22 protein-coding genes, 3 pseudogenes and 1 riboswitch are annotated in these 25,738 nt (G+C 36.4%); of the genes and pseudogenes, 3 read left to right on the top strand and 22 right to left on the bottom strand.

Translation table 11 applies throughout. The features are described from left to right. Position 1: 1 nt before the first annotated feature. From AC1FXZ_RS14415 to AC1FXZ_RS14375, 9 genes and pseudogenes are all read right to left on the bottom strand, one after another. Positions 2-1,309, bottom strand: coding sequence for a diguanylate cyclase domain-containing protein (locus AC1FXZ_RS14415; protein ID WP_480054823.1), 1,308 nt, complete (start codon positions 1,307-1,309; stop codon positions 2-4). Positions 1,310-1,416: 107 nt separating this feature from the next. Then, positions 1,417-2,019 (bottom strand): alpha/beta hydrolase, encoded by a 603-nt coding sequence (locus AC1FXZ_RS14410; protein WP_480054821.1) that lies wholly within the window; start codon positions 2,017-2,019, stop codon positions 1,417-1,419. 6 nt (positions 2,020-2,025) lie between these two features. Continuing rightward, positions 2,026-2,967 carry a ring-cleaving dioxygenase gene (locus AC1FXZ_RS14405; protein ID WP_480054819.1) on the bottom strand — a complete coding sequence of 314 codons (942 nt, stop codon included), beginning with the start codon at positions 2,965-2,967 and terminating at the stop codon, positions 2,026-2,028. A 28-nt stretch (positions 2,968-2,995) separates the two neighbouring features. Next, positions 2,996-3,603: pseudogene (locus AC1FXZ_RS14400) on the bottom strand (flavin reductase family protein). A 22-nt stretch (positions 3,604-3,625) separates the two neighbouring features. Continuing rightward, positions 3,626-4,564, bottom strand: a complete 939-nt coding sequence (locus AC1FXZ_RS14395; protein WP_480054817.1) for a ring-cleaving dioxygenase — start codon at positions 4,562-4,564, stop codon at positions 3,626-3,628. A 94-nt stretch (positions 4,565-4,658) separates the two neighbouring features. Next, positions 4,659-4,925 (bottom strand): annotated as a pseudogene (locus tag AC1FXZ_RS14390) (nitroreductase family protein); the annotation flags it as partial. Between the two features lie 88 nt (positions 4,926-5,013). Further along, positions 5,014-5,475, bottom strand: coding sequence for a MarR family winged helix-turn-helix transcriptional regulator (locus tag AC1FXZ_RS14385; RefSeq protein WP_480054815.1), 462 nt, complete (start codon positions 5,473-5,475; stop codon positions 5,014-5,016). A gap of 171 nt (positions 5,476-5,646) precedes the next feature. Further along, a pseudogene (locus AC1FXZ_RS14380) lies at positions 5,647-5,802 on the bottom strand (MFS transporter); the annotation flags it as partial. 829 nt (positions 5,803-6,631) lie between these two features. Then, on the bottom strand, positions 6,632-7,561 hold the full coding sequence (locus AC1FXZ_RS14375) for a tyrosine-type recombinase/integrase (protein ID WP_480054813.1): 930 nt from the start codon (positions 7,559-7,561) through the stop codon (positions 6,632-6,634). 416 nt (positions 7,562-7,977) lie between these two features. Between AC1FXZ_RS14375 and AC1FXZ_RS14370 the strand changes: the two genes are divergently transcribed. Continuing rightward, positions 7,978-8,169, top strand: a complete 192-nt coding sequence (locus AC1FXZ_RS14370) for a hypothetical protein (protein ID WP_480054811.1) — start codon at positions 7,978-7,980, stop codon at positions 8,167-8,169. Between the two features lie 118 nt (positions 8,170-8,287). Here AC1FXZ_RS14370 and phnE read toward each other — a convergent pair whose 3' ends face one another. The 7 genes from phnE to AC1FXZ_RS14335 all read right to left on the bottom strand — a co-directional run bounded on the left by phnE (position 8,288) and on the right by AC1FXZ_RS14335 (position 14,496). Further along, on the bottom strand, positions 8,288-9,109 hold the full coding sequence (gene phnE, locus AC1FXZ_RS14365) for a phosphonate ABC transporter, permease protein PhnE (RefSeq protein WP_480054809.1): 822 nt from the start codon (positions 9,107-9,109) through the stop codon (positions 8,288-8,290). Further along, the gene (gene phnC, locus AC1FXZ_RS14360; protein ID WP_480054807.1) at positions 9,069-9,869 is read right to left on the bottom strand and encodes a phosphonate ABC transporter ATP-binding protein; all 801 of its coding nucleotides are present in this window, start codon (positions 9,867-9,869) and stop codon (positions 9,069-9,071) included. The genes phnE and phnC overlap by 41 nt, the downstream gene beginning before the upstream one ends. A gap of 9 nt (positions 9,870-9,878) precedes the next feature. Next, positions 9,879-10,853 carry a phosphate/phosphite/phosphonate ABC transporter substrate-binding protein gene (locus tag AC1FXZ_RS14355; RefSeq protein ID WP_480054805.1) on the bottom strand — a complete coding sequence of 325 codons (975 nt, stop codon included), beginning with the start codon at positions 10,851-10,853 and terminating at the stop codon, positions 9,879-9,881. Positions 10,854-11,299: 446 nt separating this feature from the next. Then, positions 11,300-11,548 (bottom strand): hypothetical protein, encoded by a 249-nt coding sequence (locus AC1FXZ_RS14350; protein ID WP_480054803.1) that lies wholly within the window; start codon positions 11,546-11,548, stop codon positions 11,300-11,302. 305 nt (positions 11,549-11,853) lie between these two features. After that, on the bottom strand, positions 11,854-13,521 hold the full coding sequence (ilvD, locus tag AC1FXZ_RS14345; protein WP_480054801.1) for a dihydroxy-acid dehydratase: 1,668 nt from the start codon (positions 13,519-13,521) through the stop codon (positions 11,854-11,856). 441 nt (positions 13,522-13,962) lie between these two features. Next, positions 13,963-14,157 (bottom strand): hypothetical protein, encoded by a 195-nt coding sequence (locus AC1FXZ_RS14340; protein WP_480054799.1) that lies wholly within the window; start codon positions 14,155-14,157, stop codon positions 13,963-13,965. 102 nt (positions 14,158-14,259) lie between these two features. Continuing rightward, positions 14,260-14,496 carry a carboxymuconolactone decarboxylase family protein gene (locus AC1FXZ_RS14335; RefSeq protein WP_480054797.1) on the bottom strand — a complete coding sequence of 79 codons (237 nt, stop codon included), beginning with the start codon at positions 14,494-14,496 and terminating at the stop codon, positions 14,260-14,262. 592 nt (positions 14,497-15,088) lie between these two features. Here AC1FXZ_RS14335 and AC1FXZ_RS14330 point away from each other — a divergent pair. Then, positions 15,089-17,161: a sensor domain-containing protein gene (locus AC1FXZ_RS14330; RefSeq protein ID WP_480054795.1), complete on the top strand. Its 2,073-nt coding sequence runs from the start codon at positions 15,089-15,091 to the stop codon at positions 17,159-17,161. A 385-nt stretch (positions 17,162-17,546) separates the two neighbouring features. On the opposite strand, the gene AC1FXZ_RS14325 is transcribed toward AC1FXZ_RS14330, so the two are convergent. The 5 genes from AC1FXZ_RS14325 to AC1FXZ_RS14305 all read right to left on the bottom strand — a co-directional run bounded on the left by AC1FXZ_RS14325 (position 17,547) and on the right by AC1FXZ_RS14305 (position 22,800). Further along, complete coding sequence (locus AC1FXZ_RS14325; RefSeq protein ID WP_480054793.1) at positions 17,547-18,041, bottom strand: hypothetical protein; 495 nt, start codon at positions 18,039-18,041, stop codon at positions 17,547-17,549. Between the two features lie 539 nt (positions 18,042-18,580). Beyond that, a complete protein-coding gene (locus AC1FXZ_RS14320; RefSeq protein ID WP_480054791.1) occupies positions 18,581-19,603 on the bottom strand; it encodes a serine hydrolase domain-containing protein in 1,023 nt (340 codons plus the stop codon). 783 nt (positions 19,604-20,386) lie between these two features. Then, complete coding sequence (locus AC1FXZ_RS14315) at positions 20,387-20,998, bottom strand: WxL domain-containing protein (protein WP_480054789.1); 612 nt, start codon at positions 20,996-20,998, stop codon at positions 20,387-20,389. Between the two features lie 90 nt (positions 20,999-21,088). Continuing rightward, the gene (locus AC1FXZ_RS14310; RefSeq protein ID WP_480054787.1) at positions 21,089-22,132 is read right to left on the bottom strand and encodes a DUF916 domain-containing protein; all 1,044 of its coding nucleotides are present in this window, start codon (positions 22,130-22,132) and stop codon (positions 21,089-21,091) included. Between the two features lie 107 nt (positions 22,133-22,239). Continuing rightward, positions 22,240-22,800: a WxL domain-containing protein gene (locus AC1FXZ_RS14305; protein ID WP_480054785.1), complete on the bottom strand. Its 561-nt coding sequence runs from the start codon at positions 22,798-22,800 to the stop codon at positions 22,240-22,242. A 156-nt stretch (positions 22,801-22,956) separates the two neighbouring features. After that, positions 22,957-23,043: riboswitch (cyclic di-GMP riboswitch) on the bottom strand. A gap of 1,269 nt (positions 23,044-24,312) precedes the next feature. Between AC1FXZ_RS14305 and AC1FXZ_RS14300 the strand changes: the two genes are divergently transcribed. Continuing rightward, positions 24,313-24,885: a LysM peptidoglycan-binding domain-containing protein gene (locus tag AC1FXZ_RS14300; protein ID WP_480054783.1), complete on the top strand. Its 573-nt coding sequence runs from the start codon at positions 24,313-24,315 to the stop codon at positions 24,883-24,885. Between the two features lie 114 nt (positions 24,886-24,999). Here AC1FXZ_RS14300 and AC1FXZ_RS14295 read toward each other — a convergent pair whose 3' ends face one another. Beyond that, a complete protein-coding gene (locus AC1FXZ_RS14295) occupies positions 25,000-25,617 on the bottom strand; it encodes an Ltp family lipoprotein (protein WP_480054781.1) in 618 nt (205 codons plus the stop codon). Positions 25,618-25,738 lie beyond the last annotated feature (121 nt).

The raw sequence follows: 25,738 nt of genomic DNA, 5'->3' as shown, positions 1-25,738 counted from the left end.
TTTAAAATAATAGTAATCTGTTAAACCCTGTATATTTTTCACTCGAAAATTTAAACTGATTTCTTTCTTTTTTAGCCAGATACAATGCTCGATCTGCCTGATAGATTAATTTTCTATACTCTAGACTATCCTCGGGGAAAACCGCCACCCCAACACTAGCGCTAACATGAAGCTTTAAATTGTCAATTTCATAAGTTTGTTGAAATGATGAAATTAACCTTTCTGCAATATTGACAATTTCCTGTATCTCATTAATCCCCCTTAGTAAAACTAGGAATTCATCACCACCCACACGACAAAGAACATCACTGTCCCGGACACCCGATTTTAACCTTTTTGCAAACCGCTGAAGTAATTGATCTCCGACATCATGACCATACGTATCATTTACTGATTTAAACTTATCAATGTCAATATACATAATGGCTAATTTTTCATTCGCTTCTTTCGCTAATTCAAGTGAATCGGTAACAATTTCAGTAAATATTCTTCTATTTTTCAGTCCTGTTAACGAATCATGATAGGCTAGATGTTCTAATTGTGATTCATATACTTTCTTTTCAGTGACATCGCGAAATACGATTTGTATATCTGGTTGCTCTTTGCTTCCAATTGGGATCACTTTTACTTCCACCCATACTTCCTTTCCGTCATATCGAGTAAATTTGTCAACGATTGCTTCAGCAGGTTTCCATTGATTATGATCATCATAGACTGTTTCTATAATCTGTTGAATATCCTTTTTTCTTTCACTTGATATAAACTCCCAAATTGAACACCCTATAATGTCCTCTTGCTTTCTCTTTCCTAAAAATTCAACGCCTGATGAGTTCACAAATTCAATTTTATTGTTACGTTGCTTTATGACGGATTCGGGCAAATACTCAATAAGAGTTCGATAACAGTATTCACTTTCTTCTAGCTTCCGTTGAGTCATCATTTGCTCCGTAAAGTCTTTATACATTCCAATTGCTAGAATATTATCTTTATTGACCGACCAATAAGAAGCTAAAACATCTAGTATTGTCCCATCCCTATTTTTTCGTTTCACAACCTCATAAGGAAAACTTTGACCTTTCTTTAATCCCTGTAATAGAATCTGATGCTCTTCTACGGTCATATTGACAATGAATGGTGGAAACCCTATTCCACTTAATTCCTTCAAGTCCCACCCAATCATGTCCTTAAAAGCAGGATTTGTATTCAATACTGACCCATCATAATCTAGAATAAAAATAGCATCATTTGTATTATCCCAAATAAGATCTACTACACTTTTACTCAGTGTAGGTTGAGTAAGTAAATTCATCATGACCACTCAATTCTGTACACGATTTAAATCATTTTAACTTTAGACAGTAATCTAGGTGTTGTGGTTTCTCTAAGAAAAACCCTGAAAATCTTAACCTGGTCAGATCAAAGTGTTAGATACCATTTTCTTGCTGCTTCTACCTCACTCGGGGTCAACTGATGACCTCTATCCTCCCAATGGAGCTCTACTTTTGCATTTGCCTTTTCTAATATAGAATGTAGTTCAGTTGATTCTTCTGGTGAACAAATTGGATCATTTGTTCCAGCGGCAATAAACACAGATTTTCCTGATAAATCGGGAAGTTCAATTCCTCTTCTTGGTACCATTGGATGATGAAGAATAGCAGCTTTTAGGGCATTTTGATAGTGAAATAGTAAACTTGCCGCTATATTAGCACCGTTTGAGTATCCAATAGCAATGATGTTATCTCGGTCAAAATCATACTGTTTTGCCGCTTCATCTAGAAATTGATTCAACTCATAAGTACGGAAAATTAGATCTTCTTCATCAAATAATCCTTCAGCTAATCTTCTAAAGAACCGCGGCATTCCATTTTCTAAAATATTTCCTCTAACACTTAAAATAGATGCATCTTCATCAATTCTTCCAGCAAGAGGCATCAGGTCTAGTTCATTTCCTCCTGTACCATGAAGCAATAATAATGTTGGTTTTGCTGAATCTTTCCCTTTTTGAAAAATGTGTTTCATTATTTTTTATCCCCTTTCTAAAATGCGAACCTCAATAGGTGGTAAGCTCTCTTCTAATTCTTCTCGTTTTGATTCAAACCAAGTAGGCAGCATAAGTGTTTCTCCGAGCTTATCCAATGGCTCATCAACCGTAAAGCCAGGGGGATCTGTAGCTATTTCAAAGAGAATCCCACCTTCTTCATGAAAATAAAGAGCTTTAAAGTAGTTACGGTCAAGAATTTCAGTAGGGTTATATCCCTTATTAATAAGAAGCGATCTCCATTGCTGAAGCTCTTCTTCGTCCTTAGCTCTCCATGCAAGATGGTGAACCGTTCCAGCTCCCATTAGGCCCCTTACATCAGGAGTGAGCTTAATGTCAACCACGTTTCCAACTTGTGCATCAGACTGAAATCTTAGAAAACCATCTTCCTGACCAAGACACGTTAGGCCTAAGATATTTTCAAGTACGTCTGCTGTTTTATTAGGCTGTCGTGAAATGAGCGTAGCTCCGCCAAATCCGTTAATGGCTACATCTGAAGTGATATCGTCAAAATTCCATTTGTTTACTGGTCCATCTTTCTTTTCCACTAATTCAGTATGTAGACCATCAGGATCTTTAAAACTCACGTACTCTTCGCCAAAGCGCGTTGATGTAGAAAACTCAATTCCAAAATTCTTTAAACGTCTTTCCCAAAATGTGGTTGAACCATACGGGATCATAAAACTAAAAACACCCACTTGTCCTGTACCAATCCGTCCCTTTAGCTGGTTAGCCCATGGGAAAAACGTGATAACCGTACCAGGTTTACCTGTCTCATTCCCAAAATAGAGATGATAGACCTCTGGTCGATCAAAATTAATTGTCCTCTTAACCAGTCTTAACCCTAGTATTCCAGAATAAAAGTCAATGTTTCTTTGTGCATCGTTAACCATCACTGATATGTGATGAATTCCTGCCGTTTTTAACATCTAGATCCCCCTATACTAAAGAATAAAATTACTTTGGTCTTTCAATCGAGAAAATCTCGCCAATTTGGGCGTAGTTAAAACCGGCCAATCGGCTAACGGCCCCTAACCCTTTTGGATCAATCCTTCCGTTTTCATAAATCTCCTCTTCAATGTGAAATTGAACTACTTTTCCTATAATAAAATCACACCCAGTAGAATCCCCTTCACCTAATTCTAAGGAATGTTCTAACGTACACTCCATGCGAACTTTCGCTTCATTAATACCAGTAACTGATATTTTCACACTATCAATTGGCGTTACTTAGCTATTTCAATTTCACTTTGGTCTGGAGGAAGGTTTGCAGCTGTTTGATTAATTTGCTCAACATTTTGTTCATCGACAATATGAATGACAAATTCTCTCATATCTAAAATGTTTCTTGCTGTATCTTTTTGCTTTCCTCCAGAACGTTGAATCGCTAATGAAACCATCGGCGGATTAGACGAGGCAATATTAAAATAACTAAATGGTGCCCCGTTTATAGTCCCATCCTCCACAATTGTGGTGACAAATGCGATTGGCCTTGGAATGATACTTCCTATTAAAAATTTATAATTATCTCTTTCTGTTTGGTTCAAGGGATCAATTGCAATCAAAGCATTCATTCCTTTCATGAAATTAATCTAACTCTCTTACTTCAAATGGAAGCACAATCGATTCAATCTTTTCTCTATGTGGTTCATATTGATTAGGTAGCATCAATTTTTCTCCCATAGTCTTTTGTGATTCATCATGCGCAAATCCTGGTGGGTCTGTTGCAATCTCAAAAAGAATATCGCCGTATTCCTTAAAGTAAATGGCATTAAAATAGTTTCGATCCTGAACAGGAGTAACTCCTAACCCAAAACTTTCAACATGTTGTTTCCAATCAAGTTGATCTTCATCATCACTAGCTCTCCACGCAATGTGGTGAACCGTGCCAACACCCATTGATCCACTGCCGATTGTACTTAATTTAAGATCAATCAGGTTGCCGATATCACTTGTCGATTTGAATCGGATAAAGTCTCCCTCTTCTGCTACTTTTTCTAGCCCCATAATGTTTTCAAGCACTTCTGCCGTTTTTTGTGGATTCTTTGATAGTAAAGTTGCACCACCAAATCCTTTAATGGCCACCTCTGGTTTCACGTCTCCAAATTCCCAAGTATTGATTTCCCCTTCTTCTCTTTCCACTATTTCCAAATGAAGTCCATGTGGATCATCAAATTCTAGATAAGTCTCTCCAAAACGCTCCATTTTTGTAAAGGCAACCTTAAATTTCTCAAGTCTCTTTTCCCAAAATGCCATAGCACCTTTTGGTACTACATAGGAAGTGACCCCAACTTGACCATCACCAATTTTTCCTTGATAAGCATTTGCCCACGGAAAAAATGTAATGATTGTTCCCGGTTTTCCGCCTTCATCACCAAAATACAAATGGTACGTACCTGGATCATCAAAATTGACTGTCTTTTTAACCAAACGTAATCCTAAAACACCTGCATAAAAATCTACATTTTCTTGTGGATGCCCTACAATTGCTGTAATGTGGTGAATACCCATTGTTTTTTTGGTCATTTTTCATTCACTCCTATTACTATTTTGTATTTAAATATATGTTACAAATTCACTAACAGGCTTTCGATAACCACGTGGCTTTCTAGATATCTTAAGCTTGTTCAAAAGCTTTTTTGTCTCCCAAAACGATGATTACCGCTGAAGAACTCAATACTTTATGTTGACCGTATGCAGCTTTTTGTAACCTTTCTTTAACTTCTGGATCTAACACTATTACATAGTTTGTATGCTGAAGATTAAAAGCGAAGGTCCTAATTTAACTAAATCAAGATTTCAATTAATTCCATTTTCGTAATTGGAACGTTAGGTACAAAAAACTAGCTGAACGCCTTTCTTTTATCAACTGAATAAACTCAGGCATATTTTGCTCCCCTCTAGATACAATCCCCACATTACAATAAAACAAATAATTAATATATTATTAATTCGAGATATATGACTAAAAAAAATTATAATTCTATGCTCTTGGCATGGAATCCTAATTTTTTTAATTGCTCAATTACAATCACTTTTTCTTTTTCATCTAACCCACTACATATTTCCTCAATTGCATCTCGATGCTTTGGAAAAATGTCATTCATTACGAGTATTCCCTCTTCTGTAATTGCTGCATATGTGACACGACGATCTTTAGGACAGGGCTTTCTATCTATAAATCTCTTCTTTTCTAATTTATCTACGACATATGTGATGCTACTACTCGCAATCAAAACTTTATCACCAATTTTTTGTATTGGTTGATCCCCTTTGCTATATAGCAATTCAAGAACCGCAAATTCTGTTGGGTTTAATCCAAAACCTTTAATATTTTGCTCAACACGTTTTTTTACCGATTGTAAAGCACGGTTCAACACAATAAATAACTTTAAAGACAAATTTTCTTCTATTTGTTTGTTGTCTTGAATTTCCAAAATCATCATTCCTCATAAAATTATCTCGAATTCGAGGTAATTGTATAATATTTTATTTTATTGTGTCAAGTAAAGAGTTAAAAACAAATTGCTGACATCTTTAGAAATAGAGATATTTTCTGATTTAGACTATGCATTAAAGAGTGCTAATCGCACCAAAACAAGGTTCCTGCCCTCCGGTGTTCCGGAATCCATAAAGACGAAAAAGGTTGAAGTTGCAAGCCCTACTCGGTGTCGAGGAGATTCTTTAATGGCAATAGCTTGACAGCAAGATATCATGGTTCCAAATCCAAAACCAATTAGTGCTCCTGCTAAAAGGAGAGTAAACCCCGGAAAAGGCACCTGTCCCCCAGTACTGTAAATTATTACTGCACTGGGGGGCAGGCGCTTTAATTCTAAAAAGATGAAAAAAAAGACTTCTCAAAAGTTAGTCAACTAATGAGAAGCCTCTTTTATTTTCACTATGTTTTATACAGTGTTACCCTATACCAATAATTATTAATTAACTAAACCTAATCGAGACATATTTGACCTTTAATAATTCTTCAATACCATGAATACGCAGTATCGTTGTACTGCGACTTTACTGAATAATTTTTTTAATGTTCAATCAAGTGTCAGAAACACTTATGTCCTGTTACCGTATATTTTTTGAACTATTACCTAATCTAAACCAGAATAATATCCCATTTAGAGGGTCTCAGAGAAGTCGACTGGCACCCTGAAAATCGAGAAGAGAGAAAATGAGGGCCTCAGAGAAGTCGACTGGCACCCTGAAAATGGAAAAGAGAGAAAATGAAGGTCTCAGAGGAGCCGACTGGCACCCTGAAAATGGAAAAGAGAGAAAATGAAGGTCTCAGAGGAGCCGACTGGCACCCTGAAAATAGAGAAGAGAGAAAAAGAGGGTCTCAGAGAAGTCGACTGGCACCCTGAAAATAGAGAAGAGAGAAAAAGAGGGTCTCAGAGAAGTCGACTGACACCCTGAAAAGGAAGAGGAGAGAAAAAGAGGGTCTCAAAGGATCTGACTGGCACCCTGAAAAGGAAGAGGATTTTTCAAGAATTTACTGCACAGTCTCGGTCTAATGACAATCACTCTTATTGAATTAGATACCTTTTATGCTGCTCGCGTTTTCTTTCGTGAGTTATTTTTGCATACCTAAGTGGTGGTATCTGGCGAACTGTGACCTAACAACTCTTGAATGGCTACGAGCTCAGCTCCATTATTTAATGTCAATGTTGCAAAAGTATGTCTTAAAATATGGGGACTAACTTTGTATTGCAAACCTGCCCTTTTAGCTATTATTCCTATTTCTCTTTGTATTCCTCGTTTAGATAATCTTCTATAAGGTTTTCTCTCTGTAATCATCAAGGCTTCACAATCATCTTTCCGTTCTTTTAAATATTTATCTAAATGATACATTGCTCTAATCGAAAAATAGACCTCCCTTTGTTTATCACCTTTACCTATAACTAATGTGCTCATATTCTGTTGATTGATATAGGTTTTATTTAATCCATGAATTTCAGATAAGCGACAGCCAGTTGCATATAATACTTCAAGAAAGGCACGTTGTCTTACTGTTTTACAGGCTTCTCTTAACATCTCCAATTCTTGGATTGACAAGGATTTAGGAAGCCGATATTCATCTTTTGGAGCTTTTAATTTCGTAGTTGGATCACGTTTAATATATTCTTCTGAGACTAACCAACTAAAGAAACTCTTTATAATAGATAGCTTCTTTCTGATTGTGCTCATTTTTAAGGTACCATCTTGACTTAGGTACATTCGAACGTCTGCTGTAGCTATGTCCTTCACCTTCTTTTTTACGATGTCAGCAAACATACTTAATTCCAGAAGATAGTTATCTAGAGTAATAGAGCTTAATCCTTCAAGTCTCTTTGCTGAAATGAACAATTGAATTTTATCCTCAAGATCAGGATGAACCTCACCTAACTCAACTCTTCGAATATAATACTCTGATAGAACAGTAGACAATTTATTCTTTGTATTTTCCACTTCAATGTTAGGGTACAATTCTTTTAAAGCTACGACTAAATCTGATAAAATTTGCTCTCTCTGGTTCATAATAATCAACTCTCCTTAGATTTTATTAGTAAACTAAGGATTAACTATTCAAGTACAAAAAATACATTTTTTAGAATAGGATAGTTTCATTTCTTGCTAGAGTAGGTATTCTTGATGCAAGAAGAAAGACGATTACGCTAAGCATAATCGTCTTTCAATGGTTGTATATCGCCAGTATCGTTGTACTATGCATTATTGTAATACTTTAAATCTTGCGCCGCATTGATATTTATTTATGTGTTTTTTCAATTCCACTTCACTTTTAAATTTCTGACATTTAACCTTTACCATTTATTAATATTTCCATTTTCGTACTGTTCAAAAAAATGTATTTTTATACCAGGAAGTTCGTCCACTCATTCATATAACTAAGACATACTGTGTAGTACCCTGTTGAAATGGAGGTGACGTATTTTATGGATCAGCTAGCAATGGCCTATCAAGGACAGATGGTTGAAGTTAGAGATGTCTATGGTGGAATTCATACTGGAGTTATCGATGGTGTTAATCAACGAAGAGGATTATTTCTTAGAACATCACCCTTTAGAAGGATATTTATTCCCTTCTTCTTAATCACTTCCCTTCTTCTTTTACGACGTTTTTTCTAAAAAGATTAACTAAAAACAAAGAACTGTTCTGAATAATATTGATAAAAGCTAGTTAAGAATTATCATTCCCAACTAGCTTTTATCTTAGTGTTAAAATAGTAGTAATTTATTTGTTTGACTATGTTATTTTCTTTCGTAAATATGAACTTAACATATCAATGACAACGACCATAACTAGAATGATAAAAGTGACAGTCGCTAACCTTGTATATTCAAAGCTACGCATATATAGCGTAATATAAAATCCAATTCCTCCTGCACCTACCAATCCAAGAATCGTTGCTTCTCTAAAGTTAAGTTCAAATCGGTAAAATGTATAGGCAATAAAGTGCGGTAAGACCTGCGGAATAATCCCGTAGCGGAGGGCTTTTAACTTTGAGGCCCCAGTTGATAGGATCCCTTCAACTGGTTTTGGATCAATTGCTTCAATTGCTTCAGAATAAAACTTCCCTAGCATACCAACAGAATAAATAATTGTTGCTAAAGTACCTGCCAATGGCCCGAGACCTACAGCAACGACAAAAAAGAGGGCGTATAAAATAAGGGGGATACTTCGAATTGTGTTCAATAGCGTACGTACACATACTCTAACCGCAGGATGTACAATATTTGATGCTGCTAAAAAACCAAAAGGGATAGAGAGAATCGCACCTCCTGTTGTCCCAATTATTGCAATCTGAAGGGTTTCAAGAGCCGCCCCCATAACCGTTTGTGTTACTTCCCAATTGGGCGGGAACGTACGACTTAAGAAGTCGAGGGTTCGTTCAAAACTGATTCGATCAGGATTGACGTCTATCCCGCGTACTGACCAATAATGAAGCAAAAATACAACACCAATAATTAATAATAACTTTATATAGTGGCTAGGAGGGCGCTTAGGAGGTATATACATTGTATACTTATTCGTTTGATTTAGAGGCTTCTCCGTGCTCATACTCATTATAAATCACCTCCAGCAAATCATCTGTTAAATTCTTAGGATCCCCATCAAACACTAGTTGCCCTTTTTGTAAAGCGATAATACGAGTGGCATACATTTTAGCCAATTCAATATCATGTAAATTAACCAACACTGTTAACCCATTCTTTTTATTTAAATCTTTAAGCGTATTAAGGACAAACTTTGTTAATGATATATCTAAACTTGCTGCAGGTTCATCAGCTAATACAATTTGAGGTTGTTGAACAAGTGCACGAGCAATAGCAACACGCTGACGTTCTCCTCCAGACAACTGATCAACCCTGTAATGTACCCTATCTTCTAATCCTAAATCCACTAATGTACGGTAAGCAAACTCTTTATCCTTTTTTGGAAAAAGACCGAGTAAACCGCGAATGTTTCCAATGTAGCCCAATCTCCCGCACAACGCGTTGTCAAGAGCACTCATACGCTCAACGAGGTTAAAGCTTTGATAGATAGTTGCCACATTACGTCGTAATTCATAAACCTTTTTTTTACTAGTACACATCACATCAATGTCATTCACTACCAACTTTCCTGCAGATGGACGAACAAAGCCAGTCAAGCTTCTTAAAAACGTTGTCTTTCCAGCACCACTTTTACCGATTACAGCAATGAACTCTTCCTCTTCTACAGTTAAAGAAAAATCCTGAAGGGCCGGAGTAGTCTCCGACCCTTTTCTTTTAGGATAAACAATTTCTAACTGTTCAGCTTTAATCATTTTCTTTTTAGATGTCATAATACACACCTATTCACCTAAGATTCCTGCTTTTTGTGCTTTATCGATAAGTGGAAGGTATAGTTCGACATCAGCAGGAACAACTTTCGTCCATCCATAAAGCCCTTGAAGAAGATCATTGTATTCTGGTTCATTTAATTTTAGAAAAGCCTCTGTAATCTTTTCAACTAGTTCATCAGGAAGCTCACCACTAACAGCAATCGCATGTCTTGGCATTGGATCGGATTGAGCAACATATGTGATTCTTTCACGCTCTTCCTCTGTTAAAAACACTCCTGGACCGTTTTCGGACACACCTGCTACATCAACCGTTCCTTCAATTAAAGCTCTTAATGATAGCTCGGTACCCCCTGCAAAATAAACTTCACTAAAGAAATTTTGGAGGTCGTCTGCATCTTCAACTAAACCTTCACTAATCAACTTTGCAACTGGCATTAAATAACCTGAACCTGATAGCGGATCATTGAAAGCGACCGTTTTTCCTTCAAGGTCTTCTATCGTTTCAATTCCACTATCCTTGAGAACCCAGAATTTAGAATGATAGAAACTTTGACCGTTTCTTTCTTCCTTTAGAACTAAATGAGCATTTGCCATTTTATTCGCAAGAGCTGCTTGTACGGGTGAAAGATTAGTTGCGATATGCGCATGACCAGCACGCATTGCTTCAACGGTTGCCGTATAATCCGCATCGACTTGTGCTTTTACCGTGATACCTAATTCGTCTCCTAAGTATGATGCTAAACCGTCCTTTTCTAATTCTAGGTTTATCGGGTCTGCCTCCGGTGTAAAGCTTATCACTAGCTCGTCAATACCATAATCTACTTTTGTTTCGTCTACATTATCCTGATCATTTGTCTGCTGCTCTTCATTGATTTCATCAACCTCCTCTGACGTTGTGCTACTTCCACAAGCTACTAAAGCCATTGATAATAGAAAAATCAATACTATTAAGAGTCCTTTAACTTTGTCCTTCACAATAAACATTTTCCCATCTCCTCTTTTTTTGCACTTAAACTAAAATGTTTCCTTGTTGCAACTTTTATGTTACTGTCCAAAACTAAGAGTGTCAACAATTATATTTAGATTATTACTAATATTGAACTTAAGTTAGCAAATCATTAGCGTCAAAAACCTTGTTTTGCACCTTATTTAGGAGATTACGTAACCCTTCAATTCTAAAAATGAAAAAGATTATTGATTTAGTTAATAAACATTAGATTAAGCTGCAAGTTGTTCTAAGTCTTAACGTTTAAACAACCCTATGTCACAAAAAAGAAGAGTAGTTCTCTTTAGTGACTACTCTTCAGCTTAATAGCTTAAATATTTAATTAGATCTAGTTTTATTTTTCTTTCACAAAAAGAAGTTATTTGTTGCGTAGTTTGTGTCTACTACAAAATAATTCAATAACCTCAAAAGTTACATTTTCCTTTTACTTCATTGATAAAATACAATTAAAAGAGTCCAAATATACACCCGGTAGAATTAAATCTAGATTCCAGCCACCTTCCGAGATTGGTAAAAAATCGTTTTCTACATTTTCACCAGTCCGAATAAGCAGCACGGAGCCGTTGTATCTTTCCAAAGTAAGCAACACATAATTCGGCTGTTCAGGTTTGATATGTAACAGATCGCCCCCACGATTTCCTAACACAGAATAATAAATCATTCCACTTGCCATATACAACACGACCCCGAGTAAAAGTGCCTGTCCCCCCTCGGATTTTGTCGATAATCATTAAGAGCATCTGTCGGATTATCAAGTTCTTTGGTGATAGATTCCCCTTCAGTGTTATTTCTCTTAAAAGAGCGCCTGTACCAATGCATCCACATAAAAAGTGGACACCCCTCTGTATAAGGTTATCCACTTTTCCCTAATCACTTGCTATTTAACTAATCCACAGAAATGTGGAGCCACGGTGAAGCCTACTTAAACGTGGCAGTAGACTCGAAGGAAACAGCAGAGCCGTTCCGACACTTCACTCCTTAATCAGTTATAGCTCCTTTTGATGCAGACGAAACAGATCTAGCGTATTTTGCTAATATTCCTCTTAAATTTTGTTCCGGAGCAGTCCAGTCCTTTGCTCTTTCTTTAAATTCTTCTTCTGACACATTCACCATAAGCTCCTGTGTTTCACTATCAATCGTAATTAAATCTCCTTCTTTAATTAAGGCAATAGGTCCCCCTACTTGCGCCTCAGGAGATAGATGACCTACTACTAATCCATGTGTTCCCCCAGAGAATCGGCCATCTGTGATTAAGCCAACTTTTTCGCCCAATCCTTTTCCAACTACGATCGCAGTAATCGACAACATCTCCGCCATTCCCGGTCCACCCTTTGGTCCAACATAGCGGATGACAATGATATCTCCTGGATGAATTTCATTGTTTAAAACCGCATCGGTGGCTAACTTCTCTGAATCGAATACACGAGCAGGCCCTGTGATTGTTTTAATTTTCAAACCTGACATCTTGGCCAAGGCGCCTTCTGGAGCTAAATTTCCTTTTAAGATCACAAGAGGTCCTGTTTCACGTTTAGGATGATCAAACGAAATAACCTCCTGCCCCTCGCTCAAATGAGGAACCTCAGCAAGATTTTCCGCGATCGTTTTTCCTGTTACAGTTAAACAATCTCCGTGCAGAAGTCCTTTTTCAAGAAGAAGCTTCATCACAGCCGGCACACCGCCAACTTTAGATAAATCCTCCATTACGTAACGGCCGCTTGGTTTCAGATCGGCAATATGAGGAACGTTTTGACGGATTCGTTCAAAATCATCTAAATCAAGTTCTACATCGATGGTGTGGGCCAACGCTAATAAGTGGAGCACCGCGTTGGTCGATCCCCCTAGAGCCATGATGACGGTAATCGCATTTTCAAATGCATTTTTTGTCATAATGTCCTTAGGGGTAATTCCCTTAGTTAATAAATTCATTACCGCTTCTCCCGCGTCTAGACAATCCTGCATTTTTTCATCTGTTACTGCCGGGTTGGATGAACTGCCAGGCAGACTCATTCCCATCGCTTCGATTGCTGAAGCCATCGTATTCGCGGTGTACATTCCTCCACACGATCCGGCCCCTGGACAAGCATGACACTCGATTTTATGAAGTTCCTCGCGATCAATATCTCCATTGTTATACTTCCCAACTGCCTCAAACGCAGAAACAATATCTAAATCTTTTCCATCTGCCTTACCTGGGCGAATGGTGCCTCCATAAACAAAAACAGCCGGTAAGTTTAAACGGCCTATCGCGATCATACACCCAGGCATATTCTTATCACACCCACCAATGGCAACAACCCCGTCGTAGCTTTGTGCTCCCATGACGGTTTCAATCGAATCAGCGATGACTTCCCTGCTTGGCAATGAAAAGCGCATCCCTACCGTCCCCATCGAGATCCCATCAGAAACGGTAATCGTATTAAAAATAAAAGGAGTTCCCCCTCCCTTTAAAGCTCCTTCTTTTGCTTTCCTAGCTAACTCATCAATATGCATATTACACGGAGTTACCTCACTCCATGTACTGGCGACTCCGACAAAGGGCTTTTCAAAGTCTTCATCTGTCACTCCCATTGCTCGGATCATGGCACGATTGGGTGCTCGGTTTACATCATTAAAAACCTGACTGCGACTTTTCGATAGATTACTCATTACGTTTTCCTCCTTTAAGATGATTAGATTTATAGATTGCTTTTTATACAAAAAAACCGACAATCTTTGAATAATAATAGTCTCATAGCACTATTATTATTTAAAAATTGTCGGTTTACACTTCAACTAACTAGTCAGTTTTTTGATTGTCTACCAAATATTAAATACTCTAAATAATAGAGTTTTCCTATCTATTATCTTATTGTTTATGTGCTTATCTGTCAAGGGAAGCACTAGGGGGCTCTTTAAAAAAGTGCCTGTGCGTTGCGATCCCTTAAAAAGGTGCCTGGCACTACTCGTATATTGTCGATATTAATTCGACACACTTCGATCAGTGACAGGCACCTAAACATTTAAAGTAAGGTCCCATTCGCTTTTTCTGTTTTTCAAGACAGGGAACTGATCATTCAACCATTTACGGCCTGGGAAACAGCTTTAACTTTATTGATACTCTTCTTCCAACTCGATCCCTAAACCCTCTGCCATACGATTGACGAAATTAAAATATGAAGTAATTTGACATAAGTCAAGAATTTCCCGATCTGAGCAGCCTTTTTCTTTTAAAAGCTCGGTATCTTCTTTCGTGATACTTGTCGGTTGCTTCGTTAACTTCACCGCATAATCTAGCATCGCCATCATTTTGTCATCGATTGATGCCTTTTGATAATCGCTCTTGATTTGTTCGACTAACGCAGGATCGTTAGTTAATAGATGGAGCGCCGCCCCATGATGGGCAGTTCAGTAATGGCAGTGATTGACCGTCGAAACCGTTGTCGCAATCATCTCCCGTTGAGCTCGGCTGAGAGGGGACTTTTTAAACATGATCGTTTTATAAAATTGAAGGTGAGCTTCTAGTGAATCTGGAAAGAGACTATGTGCTTTTAGTATATTCGCGACACTTCCACCCATCTTGTCGTAAAGCTCCTTTAATTTTCCTTCTGCTTCTGTTTCATGAATCATTTCAATATAACTCAATGTGGTATCCTCCTTACTAGTTCACACTTCGTATAGTGTAATATAACATTCTAGTCAGATAGCGTATATACCTTTTTCACGCAGGAAATCGGCCAAACGAATGGTTAATCTCTTTGATGAAGATACCATTGCTTGCAATTATCAACGAATCGTTCTAGCTGTTCGATACGCAATGGTTTGCTAAAGAGGCACCCGTGCACTTCGGCACATTGAGCAGAGGTAAGTACGCTCAATTCTTCTAGCGTTTCTACCCCTTCTAAACTAGCCTAAAAGCGCCTGACCCCCAGTGTGATAAAGTATTAACGCACTGGGGGGCAGGCACTTTCATTAGCCTCCGTTATTTAGGTGAAGTTCTTCACAATTACACCCCCTAGTATTTTATTAACTTTTATTAAACGACTATTTCCCCTTCCATTTGAATAGATTATATTCCACCAATCTTTCTCCCGTTCCCCTCTATTGAGTTCCTGAAGAATTTCGAATCTGATCTTCTTGAATTGTCATAACATCTAATAACTACCTTTGAATTAATTGTAAAATAAATTCCAATTAATTGTATATACTAAAGGTATCTTTAATGTGGAGGTATAATATGGCTCTAAATCAAGAGGTGATGACCTTCTTGAACGACCTTAAAACTGCGGTTACTATTGCAGATGCTACCAATCCGAATTTAGAATTTATTTTCGTTAACGAATATTTTACTGAACTAACAGGATTTAAAAAAAGTGACGTTTTAGGTAAAAATGGTCGATTTCTTCAAGGTCCAGACACTGACATTGAAACTATAAAAAAGGTTCGACATGCATTACATAATAAAAGATCGGTTCATGTTGAAATTCTTAATTATAAAAAAGATGGTTCTTCATTTTGGAATGAAATGAAAATTGACCCTATCTTTAATAATCAAGGTGAGTGTATTTTCTTTGTTGGTCTTCAGTTAGATATTACAGAACGTAAAGATGCACAAAAGAAAACTGAACTGCTAAATAATTCATTAGTAAAATCACACATTAATATAAGTAACATTTTGGAAAGCATGACTGATTGTTTCTGGGCAGTTAACAAAGATTGGGAGTTTAGTTATGTTAACAACCCAGCTCTAACAATATTTTCAAAGGACAAGAAGGAACTGATCGGAAAAAATATTTGGAAGATATTTCCCTACATGATTGGTACTAAATTTCACCAGGAATTTAAACGTGCGATTGATAAAGATACAACTGTTCATTTTGAAGCATACTCTACTTATCTGGATAAGTGGTTAGAAGTTCATGCCTATCCAACTCCTGAGGGCGGGTTAAGTACTTATTTCCGAGACATTACTGAGCGAAAAGTAGCAGAGGAACGAATTAATAACCTAGCATATATCGATCAAACCACAGGATTGCCTAATAGAAATAGACTATATCAAGATTTAAGCAAAATGGTAAAACAAGATAAAATTGAAGTAGGATTTTTATTGCTTGATTTGGATAATTTCAAAAATATTAATGATGTTTTAGGTCATGGAGCAGGAGATATGTTATTAAGTAATTTGAGTAAAAGGTTATTGAATTTTTTTGAAAAAGAAAATCTAGAAATATATCGCTATGGTGGGGATGAATTTATTTTTCTTTTAAAAGAAACTAATTCGATAAATCAAGTAGCAAAAAAAATATTGGGATCATTTATAAATCCTTATTATATTAAGGGAAAAAGCCTCTTCATTACAGCTAGTATCGGAATCAGTCTTTTTCCTCAACACGGATCAAATACTGAAACATTACTAAAATTAGCTGATTCTGCATTGTATTTTGCCAAAAAACAAGGTGGGAATCAATATTGTTTGTACCGTCAAGAAATATCAGATATCAATAATAGAAAAATTGAGTTGGAAAATTCTTTAAAAAGCGGTGTACTTAATAATGAATTCAGTTTGTATTATCAACCAAAAATAAATTTTTCTAATAACAAGATAGTTGGTTTTGAAGCACTAGTTCGATGGAACCATCCCGTTCTAGGTTCAATATCACCTGATGAATTTATCTCTTTAGCCGAAGAGACGGGAACTATTATTTCACTTGGAGCTTGGATACTGCAAGAGGCTTGTAAACAGTTAAGATTTTGGCAGGAATCTGGATTTGAAGATATTACCGTTGCTGTTAATGTTTCTGTATTACAACTAAGAGAAAAGGATTTCGTAAACTTGGTTATATCAACTTTAGAAAAAAACAATGTTAAACCGAGCAATTTAATCTTAGAAATTACTGAAAGCCTGGAACTGCACCCAAAAATAATTTCACCTCTTTTATTTGAATTAAAAGAACTAGGTATTAAAATAGCACTGGATGATTTTGGTAAGGGCTATTCAACATTTTACTTTTTGAGACAAATGCCCATTGATACACTCAAAATGGACAAATCACTTATGGATAACATATGTTCAAATGAACGGGATGCGTTTATCGCAAAAGCAATAATTGAAATTGGATATAGTTTAAATATGGATGTTATCGCCGAAGGAATAGAGCTGAAGGAACAAGCAGATCTTTTGCTTGAATACGGATGTGAACTGGTACAAGGCTTTTTCTTTAGCAAGCCATTAACAGCTAATGATGCGACAAAACTTCTAATGAAAGAAAACATAATCAAGATAGAACAAGTTGATTCATTCCTTTATTAAATTCTACCATCCCCAAATAAGCTTCAATTGTTGCGAAGCTAAACGCAAACACAGCACTCAGAATCAAGCATACAAATAGTATTTTTATTGTTAGTACAGTATTGAAATAGAAGCAAGAAACTCAGCAGGTGACTGATTCAGTCATATTAAGTAAGACGACAATACAGTAGTTAAAAAACATGTGTGAACATAGAGAAATTTAATAAAGTGCCTGCGCAGTTTCCGTCTACTGTTCAATAGATAAAAAGCGAAAATCTTTATTCAGCTAGTATGCTTGTAAAATTAATGTAGCTATTTATTACAAATAAAAAATCCTTACACGAAAGAATGAGTAAGGACGGAAGAGATGGTCACATTGCTGGCCATCTCTTCCTTGTTAATAATATTAATTCGTTTGTTTATCAAACTTTCGCTTCGGCTTAAATCCTTCTTCAAGTAAATATTGCTTCGCTTCATTATACGATGGAAACGTTCCGTCTAGTTGTTCACCTGCATAAACGTTCCACATGTCATCTTCAAAAATAATAGTAAGCTTATACCCTTCTTTGTCCATCCAGATTTCATCAATATTTTGAAGAGTTTCCTCTAATTCACTAACTGCGTTTGATTGCAGAGAGTCAATTGAGCGTTCAATAATCGAACGTAATTCTTCTTCTGAAAAATCACGGATATTAACCATCCCTTTAGGATCTTTTTTCGGCACTTTAAGTGTTGCAGCATAAACAAACCCATTTCCGTTTGGATGCAAATGGTATACGACATTTTTTTTATCACTGTCGCCTCCCACATAATGAAAATTAACACGATTTAGCGATACATTGCGGCGTTCTAATTCTGGGAAAGACTCGATAATTGCAAGTTTTTGTTCAAATGTAAGCATAGTTCCTCCAAATAATTCTAATTTAATCATTAATTATATCATTAGTAGATATTAACAAAAAATACACTTGCTCGCGAAAGAAACGGAGTTATGAAACGATGGCTTTTTATTGGTGTTCCATACCCACACCAACGGGAGTACGGATTTTTCCTTTAATTAAACCAACGTTTCTTCTATATGCATTACCTGGGATTGTCGAAAGTATTTATTTCGTAATAACTTTACAACACTTCGAACTATTTTTAACAATTTGTTTGTAACCAGATAAAGAAGTCCAAACTAACAATTCCTTCATTATTTCATAGTTTTCTTAATCTCATGATCAAAAAAAGCCTTACTACCAGCACCTCTTCTAATTATAAGGGTTTAACTTTGTTGCGCAGTATAACGTCAAATACGAAAGACGACCACCAAAAAAGGGGGCCTAAAGTGTTACTGTACTTGGGGGCAGGCGCTACATTCTCCAGAAATATTAGCTTGCTTTTTAGTGCAGTCGCATATAGATATCGCTCAAATGACCAGCTTGATAAGATAGAACGTTATTTTATATTTTTGATTATTTTCAACATCATCCCTGCTGCGACATTTTGCCCGTAAAACTGATTGGTTGTTCCTGTAAAGTATAGGTCACTCTTTGGGTGGTAAAATGAAAAAGCGCCTGTCTGTCCCCAATGTCCTATCAATCCATTTTTCAATTCTTTAAGAAAGATAGGTTGATTGGCAATTCCAACTCCATAAAAGAATAACCCTGGACCAAAAAGGAGTTTCCAATCTTTTAGCTCCTCGAAATATCCCTTCGGAAAGAAATGTCCATTGAAAAATGCCTTTAAAAATATCATTGATTCCTTCGCAGTTGATACTATACCTCCTTCTGGTCCGATAGATGACATATATTTGGGTAGATGGATTTCCTTATCTTTAAAATAGATAGGGGCAGGTTGCATATCATTCACATCTTCAAATAAATACGTATCTTCTAAGTTGAGTTCATCAAAAATAAATTCCTTGAAGACCGTATGGATGTCTTTGTTTGTGATTGTTTCAATAATCTTACCTAAAAGCTGATAATTTGTATCAGAATATTGAGCCTTTTTACCAGGAACAAATTTCGGTTTCTTTTGTTTTGCACTCGCTATTGCTCTTTCGAAGCCCCAACTCTGATCGTTTCCTGATGTTAAATCCTTAACCACATCAGAAGAAAAGTAATCTGGAATTCCCGATGTGTTGGACATTAAGTGTTTAATTGTTATATCTTTAGAGTATTCTTTTCCTTTAAATAGGTGGAGTTCATGTAGAATTTCATCTGACAAATAATCTGAGATTTTATTTTGTAGGTTCAGACAGTTTCTTGACCTTAAGTTTAGTACAACTGCCGTGACGTATAATTTTGTTACGCTTGCAATAAAATATGGCTTATTTGTAGTTAGATTTCCAGCCCCGTGTAAGATCGACAAAGAATTGTCCCCATCTTCGACACATAATACAGCACCATATATGTTTTTCTTTGATACCGCAGTTGAAACTACTTCAGCAATAAATGAAGAATCAATTGTTCGTAACAACTATAACATTCCCCTCTCATTTAATAGAGTCTCTACTATATCATCTTCCAAGAGAATAATTTTTCAAGTATCAACAGTGATAAGGTTCTTCATCTAAATTCTTATATTCATATCCTTGATCCTTATAGCATTATTATTGTTCGATTTCTGCTGAATACTTCAATAAAATGATACTGCCGTAAAGCCTCCGTTAAGGTGCAATTTTTTATAGAAGAGCTAAACCAAAAATGAAAAAAGATGATGTTGAATAGTAATAATAACAATGGAATCCATAAATTGACTTTTTTGATTCATTATTATTCATATCAAATATCCCAGAGTCCAAAAAGAGTTCCTGACACCCGGTGCAGTCAAGTGTTACTGCACTCGGAGTCAGGCGTTATGTTAGGTAGAAGTAATTTAATTCAATAGTTGTTACATATATACCCTCATATGTCGATTGTGGCTCTAGTGTTAACGATAACGCAACGGGACTAAAATGAATCAGGTAAGAGCCTATTAGTCAACGAGCCTTGAGGAAGATATTTCTTAACAAAGCGATAGGCTTGTAAGTCTAATTCATTAAGGTTTGGCTTTCTACCTAATTTCCTCGAAAACTCCTCTCTAAAAGAAAAGACTCCATATGTAAAACAACAACAGTCTGATCCTCCGTATCTATTAGAATTGCATACTTTGTAATTACACTCATAAATTACTCCTTTTGCAATGAATATCTCCAATACATCTTTTCCAGACTATTGCTTTTCACCATTCTTTCTGCATCTATAAAAATATGCAACCTTTTTAGAAAGGTCCACTTACGATATTCCACACTAATGTCGTTTCATAATATGTATCACTTTCTTGTTTACTTATGTTTGATGGGGGATGATACTTTAGTGAATTTGTTCCAAAGTTAATGTGATAAGTCCCCATTCCTTCACCTAGATCAGCAAATAGGACTCTCGTTGGAATAGTATCATAAATTTTATATGTCTGGTCATCAACCCAATTGGGTGAAGGAGCAGATCCATTCTCTGCTATGATATTTGCACCTGCAGCATTGAGTACCAATTTTCCCTTTTCTTCCTCTTTGGTTCTTTCATTCGAATCTACTTGTTTTAGTGGGGTTGATTTTAACAATAACCTCCACCCCGAACCTGATCCACTTGCATCAACAACTGTCAGCGTTCCTACATCTCCAAATGCAGTTTCGGTTTTCTCATTATACCTTAGCACTACATTTTCTTTTGAAGAAAAAACATTCAATGTTCCACCAGTAATGGTGAAGTTTACCAATGAATGATTCTGTGATGAATTAACTGTCAGTATATTCATAAAGAAAACAACCATAAAAGTAGCGAGAAGAACTTGCTTATTAATTTTTCTTGTTGATGTTTCTTGTAACTTAAACAATGGTAGCACCTCTCTCAGTGCTACCATTATATAGGAAACAAATTAACAGTTTAAGCAATTTCCTCAGGTAATATTAGGTAATCCCTTGATTTACTTTTTCCTTGAACCTAGCCAGTAAAAGAAACCGGCTAAAGTGACACCACTTATAACCCATACCCACACTGGAATCCCTCTTGGCGCCGATACAGGAGCATCTTCCCTTATCTCTTCATACTCTCTCACTTGTTCTCTTTCAATTTCAAACGTTCGTTCAGCCGTTATCTCCTCATCAAGTACATTTGCTGATATAAAAACATTATACAGACCAGGGTCTAGTGAACCATGCGTCCACGGAACTGGAAACCGAATCTCCGTATGGGGCACCATCGTAAATGGTTCAAATTCACCAGTAAATAATTCTTCACCACTGTCATTTTCAACTCTATAGTGACCATGTGTACCTCTTAAAATCATTTGAGCACCGTTAATAAACTCCATGAACAATTCCAGTCCAGATGGATTAACGTTAATTCCTACATCGCCCATTGCAAAGTTTTGAGATGCTGTGTTTGGTAAATCAAGTTGCACCGCGAGTGTAAACGTAACTTCATTTCTGATGATAAAACCAATATCTCCTTCTGTATCATGAGATTCGATTTCATCAAGAGTGTCTTCACCTATAGAAGCAAATAAAAGTCCACCTAAAAATGTTCCTTCATCGACAGTAGGAACCGAAATATGTATTGGGACTTCCACCGTTTCATTTGCATCTAGTTCGATAAAAGGTTCAACATCCAATAATTCTGACATAAGGGTAGCATTGTCCAATATTTTTGTATTTTCCGATTCTATAATATCTTCATACAAAATTCCTCCAGTTGGAGCCGTATAAGAATTTAAAGGAAGTACTTGAACAGTTATTTCATGATCTCTCTTATTGTGAATACGAGCATATATCGTTTGATCATCGCCTGGTTTCACGTCTAAATGATAGTAACCACTTACACCTTCGATTTGCGTATCAGGTAAGATCGCTTCAACAGAAAAAGGAGCATCCATTTCTTGCTGAGCGTTAGTTTTCTCTAAGAATAAGTTGTTTATTATCGTAACTATAACAAAAAAACATAAAATATAGACCAAAATGCGACTATACATTCCTATCAAACACTCCTTTCACCTGTTAGTCTATCCCAAATGAAGTTGATTTTATTAACGCAAAAAAAACAACCATGCTTTTAACATGGTTGTTCGTACATCATCTATTATTGTTTAGGACCTTGAGTCAAGTTCCATGTAATTACAGTTGTATAATGACCTGCTAACGCTGTATCAGGACTTAGAGTTAATGTTAACGCATTGCCACCAAAAATTGTGTTAAACGTTCCAAGACCTTGTCCCTCTTGCGCATCCAAAACAGTTACTCCGTATACATTATCTAAGTTGCCACTACCTGGTGTTAGAACCGTAGCATCTGAAGACCCTGCTTCTGCTTGTACAGTAGGTTCGACAATAGCAAGAGAGTTAGCTGGTAACGTATGATTATCGGTAGTTCTCTTTAATGATGATGCTGTTGCACTTACATTCCAGCCACTTCCAGCACCAGTTGGATCAACCACTTTAAGGTTACCTAAATTGGCTGAAGTTGTTTGAATTGTACCATCTAATGTTAATCCTTCAAATGTTACTGGTTCAGGTACTTCAATCTTTAAAGTTCCTCCAGTAACTTCAGCAGTTCCAGTTGTTGTTTCTGATGCAAATGAAACATTTGCGAAAACACCAAAAGATAATGCGAATACTGATAAAGTAGTTACTAATTTTTTCATGTATAAATTCCTCCCGAAAGGTAATTTTTTTGAGATAATCTATACCCCACTCACCTTTATCCTTTTTTAGGCATTAAAAAATTCCTACCATAAAACTTAAAGTCTATAAAAAGGTAAGAATAGAAAGGAAGTATACGTAACTACTTCTTTTCATTCTTTAGCAACCTGTCGACCTTAGCAATAACTTACCTTAGGCACATGGCTTTGCGTCATCGCCTTTCAACGATTTTGCCTTTTATAAAGGAATGAACTATATGAAATTGTTCTATCAGATGGCGTGTGATATATCTTACATGGATTATCATAACGGGAATATTAAAAGTAATCTAGTCATTAAATATTTCCATTGTTACCAAAGGAAAATATAGAACAATGTATTAGTAGGTAATAATAAGAATATCGCCTAAAATGATAAAGGCTCCTCCATCAACATAACGAAAATCCGGAAATCATAGAAAAACAAAAGTGACTGCACCTTCTTTGTCTCAAGAATTTCCCCAAAAAGAAAAAGTGCTCCATCCTGCACAGATTAGCACTTTTTGCTTAGATTTATAAAAAAATTAATATTGTATTCGGCAAGTAATAAATGTAACTTTACCTTCCAAATAACAACATGACTTTATTATTGGAATGGGTGAGTATTGTGGACAGTTCGAGCCAGCCGTGCCAAGTTTTGAACCATGAATGTGGATGTTAGAGCCAGTGACTGTGGAAAGGAGAGCCAAGTTCTTTTCTATGTACTTTTGTTCAATATTTTGCTCCTATTTTCAAAAAAGTATTGGAAACCATATAATAAAATTGCCTTATAAAATATATAGATAAAAAATTGAAAGTGATTCAATTGAGCTAATGTAACCACTCTAAATTTTTTGGTTAGATTAATAATTGGAAAAGCGAATAAAGCGTCTATAATAGCATTTAGTAGTATAAACCGTTTAAAATTCCCATAAGTCCACCTTAAAATCCACATAGATCCGATTAAAAATGGACCTACATGATAAGGAAATTCCCCTAATATATAGGATTTAGGCTTATTATAAAAAAACCACCATTTTCGTTGTTTACCAATTAAAGTATCAGTAAAATGTACAAGTAAAACAAGAATTGACGCAGGTAAGAATCTTTTAATATTACGTATGCCTAAGATGGGTAATGTAACCCACGATAGCACAATCATTACAAAGTTAACCAATACCTGGCTTCTCAATGACATAATGTCCTCCATATTATAGGTTGATTACTTTTATTTTTAACTATTATTTTACACAACAGTCAATGTTATTCTAATTTAAATTAACCTACTACTTTATTTTAAGTTCATTCTTCACAAAGTCACATTAAAATGAAAAGATCTGTTGCATTGAGTCTACTATGTAGTAAGACCATGATCTCACTACGCCTTTTACTCTGCATCACTTGATGATAATTAATTCATGATTCAAAAAAGCATACCCATCTTAAACGTTACCACATACCATAAAATAAGGTTTCTACGATTGGGAGGCAGTATTTATGTATAGACAGCAAGCAAGAATACCAAGAAACTGTCCACAGGGGTTTTTGGGTCGGTATACCGTAATTCCAGGAGACACGTTCTATACCATTGCGCAGATGTTTAGAGTAAGAATTGAAACACTTGCATTCAATAATCCCCATATTCCAAATCCTAATGTATTATTCCCCGGAGACATTCTCTGCGTTCCTGGTTTAATCCCTTACCCCTGCTGTACGTCTTTACAGCCCCGAGGGAGTGCACCATTCGGTACAGGAGGCGTAGCTTATGTGAATTTCGCTCCAAGAGGAGGTCAGGCTGTGAGCATTATGGCAACCTTACCGCAGCCTCAAGTTTTCGGTAATTTTGACAAGTATACAGGTGAAATGATCATTCTCGGAACTGGAAGCTTTAGAACCCAGTTATTTGCTACTCCCGAAGACCCACCTATTTGGTCATCCCGAATAGAACTTCCTACCGCTGCATCCGTTACGCCAAACTCGCGTGTGTTAGTACGCCCTTTTAATTCGTTGGCCGGCACTTCAGGTGCTCCTGTCTTAGAAGGCATAATTCTTGTTGGAAATTGCCAATAACATCAATAGAAGCAAAAGGAGCTGTCCTTCGTCATTTGTGAAAAGGTTCCTGTCCCCCATTACTTTAAAGTGCCGGGGGTCAGGAACCTTTTTTCGCGTTAGCCCTTGGGATTTTTAAAGTCCTATTTCATCTACTGCATAAGTAGCATCTTCATTGCTAAAACCTTCAAATTCTAACTGTTGAATTAGACCGCTTCTTGAGAAACTTGTGTAGTCTAAGTAATCTTGAGCCATTATTACGGCTTGCTCTCGCCAATCAACATTTAACTGATTTACTGCATAAGTAGCGTCCTCATCATCAAAACCTTCAAATTTTAACTGATCTATTAGACCACTTTTAGAAAAAGCTGTATAAGCTAAATAGTCATTAGCCATAGCCACTGCATTTTGTTGTGATAATGTTTCTGTTTCTTCCACAGTTTCTTCTTGTATTTCTTCTTCTACTGGTGCTTCTTCCTCTGAGGTTTCTTCAATATCCTCTTCTAATTCAGCTTCTTCTACTTCCTCAACCTCTTCTTCTATTTCTACATTTTCTTCGTGTTCTTCCTCTGCTATTTCCTCCACAGGATCAGGTGCAGCGATTACGAAAAGGATTAAAAAAACAAGTGTAGATGCAACTGTCACAAGTAATGCTTGTGGTCTAGATTTCGCCTTAATTAAACTAGGTTTTATTAGAGCGACGGGAATAGCGATTAACGACAATAGAAACAAAATAAAAAACAATGTACTCATTTTCCAAACCTCCTCTTTCCCCTATATTTTCCGAAAAAATGCACATTATTCTTTTAAACAGTTATGTCACGATCTCTGTCCCGATCATCATTGTTGTGACATCTTCAACATTGACACTCCT

It is taken from the genome of Halalkalibacter sp. HAAS-P014 (assembly GCF_056619965.1).
The sequence above is the reverse complement of the archived record's forward strand: the minus strand, read 5'-3'. Positions and strand labels throughout refer to the sequence as shown.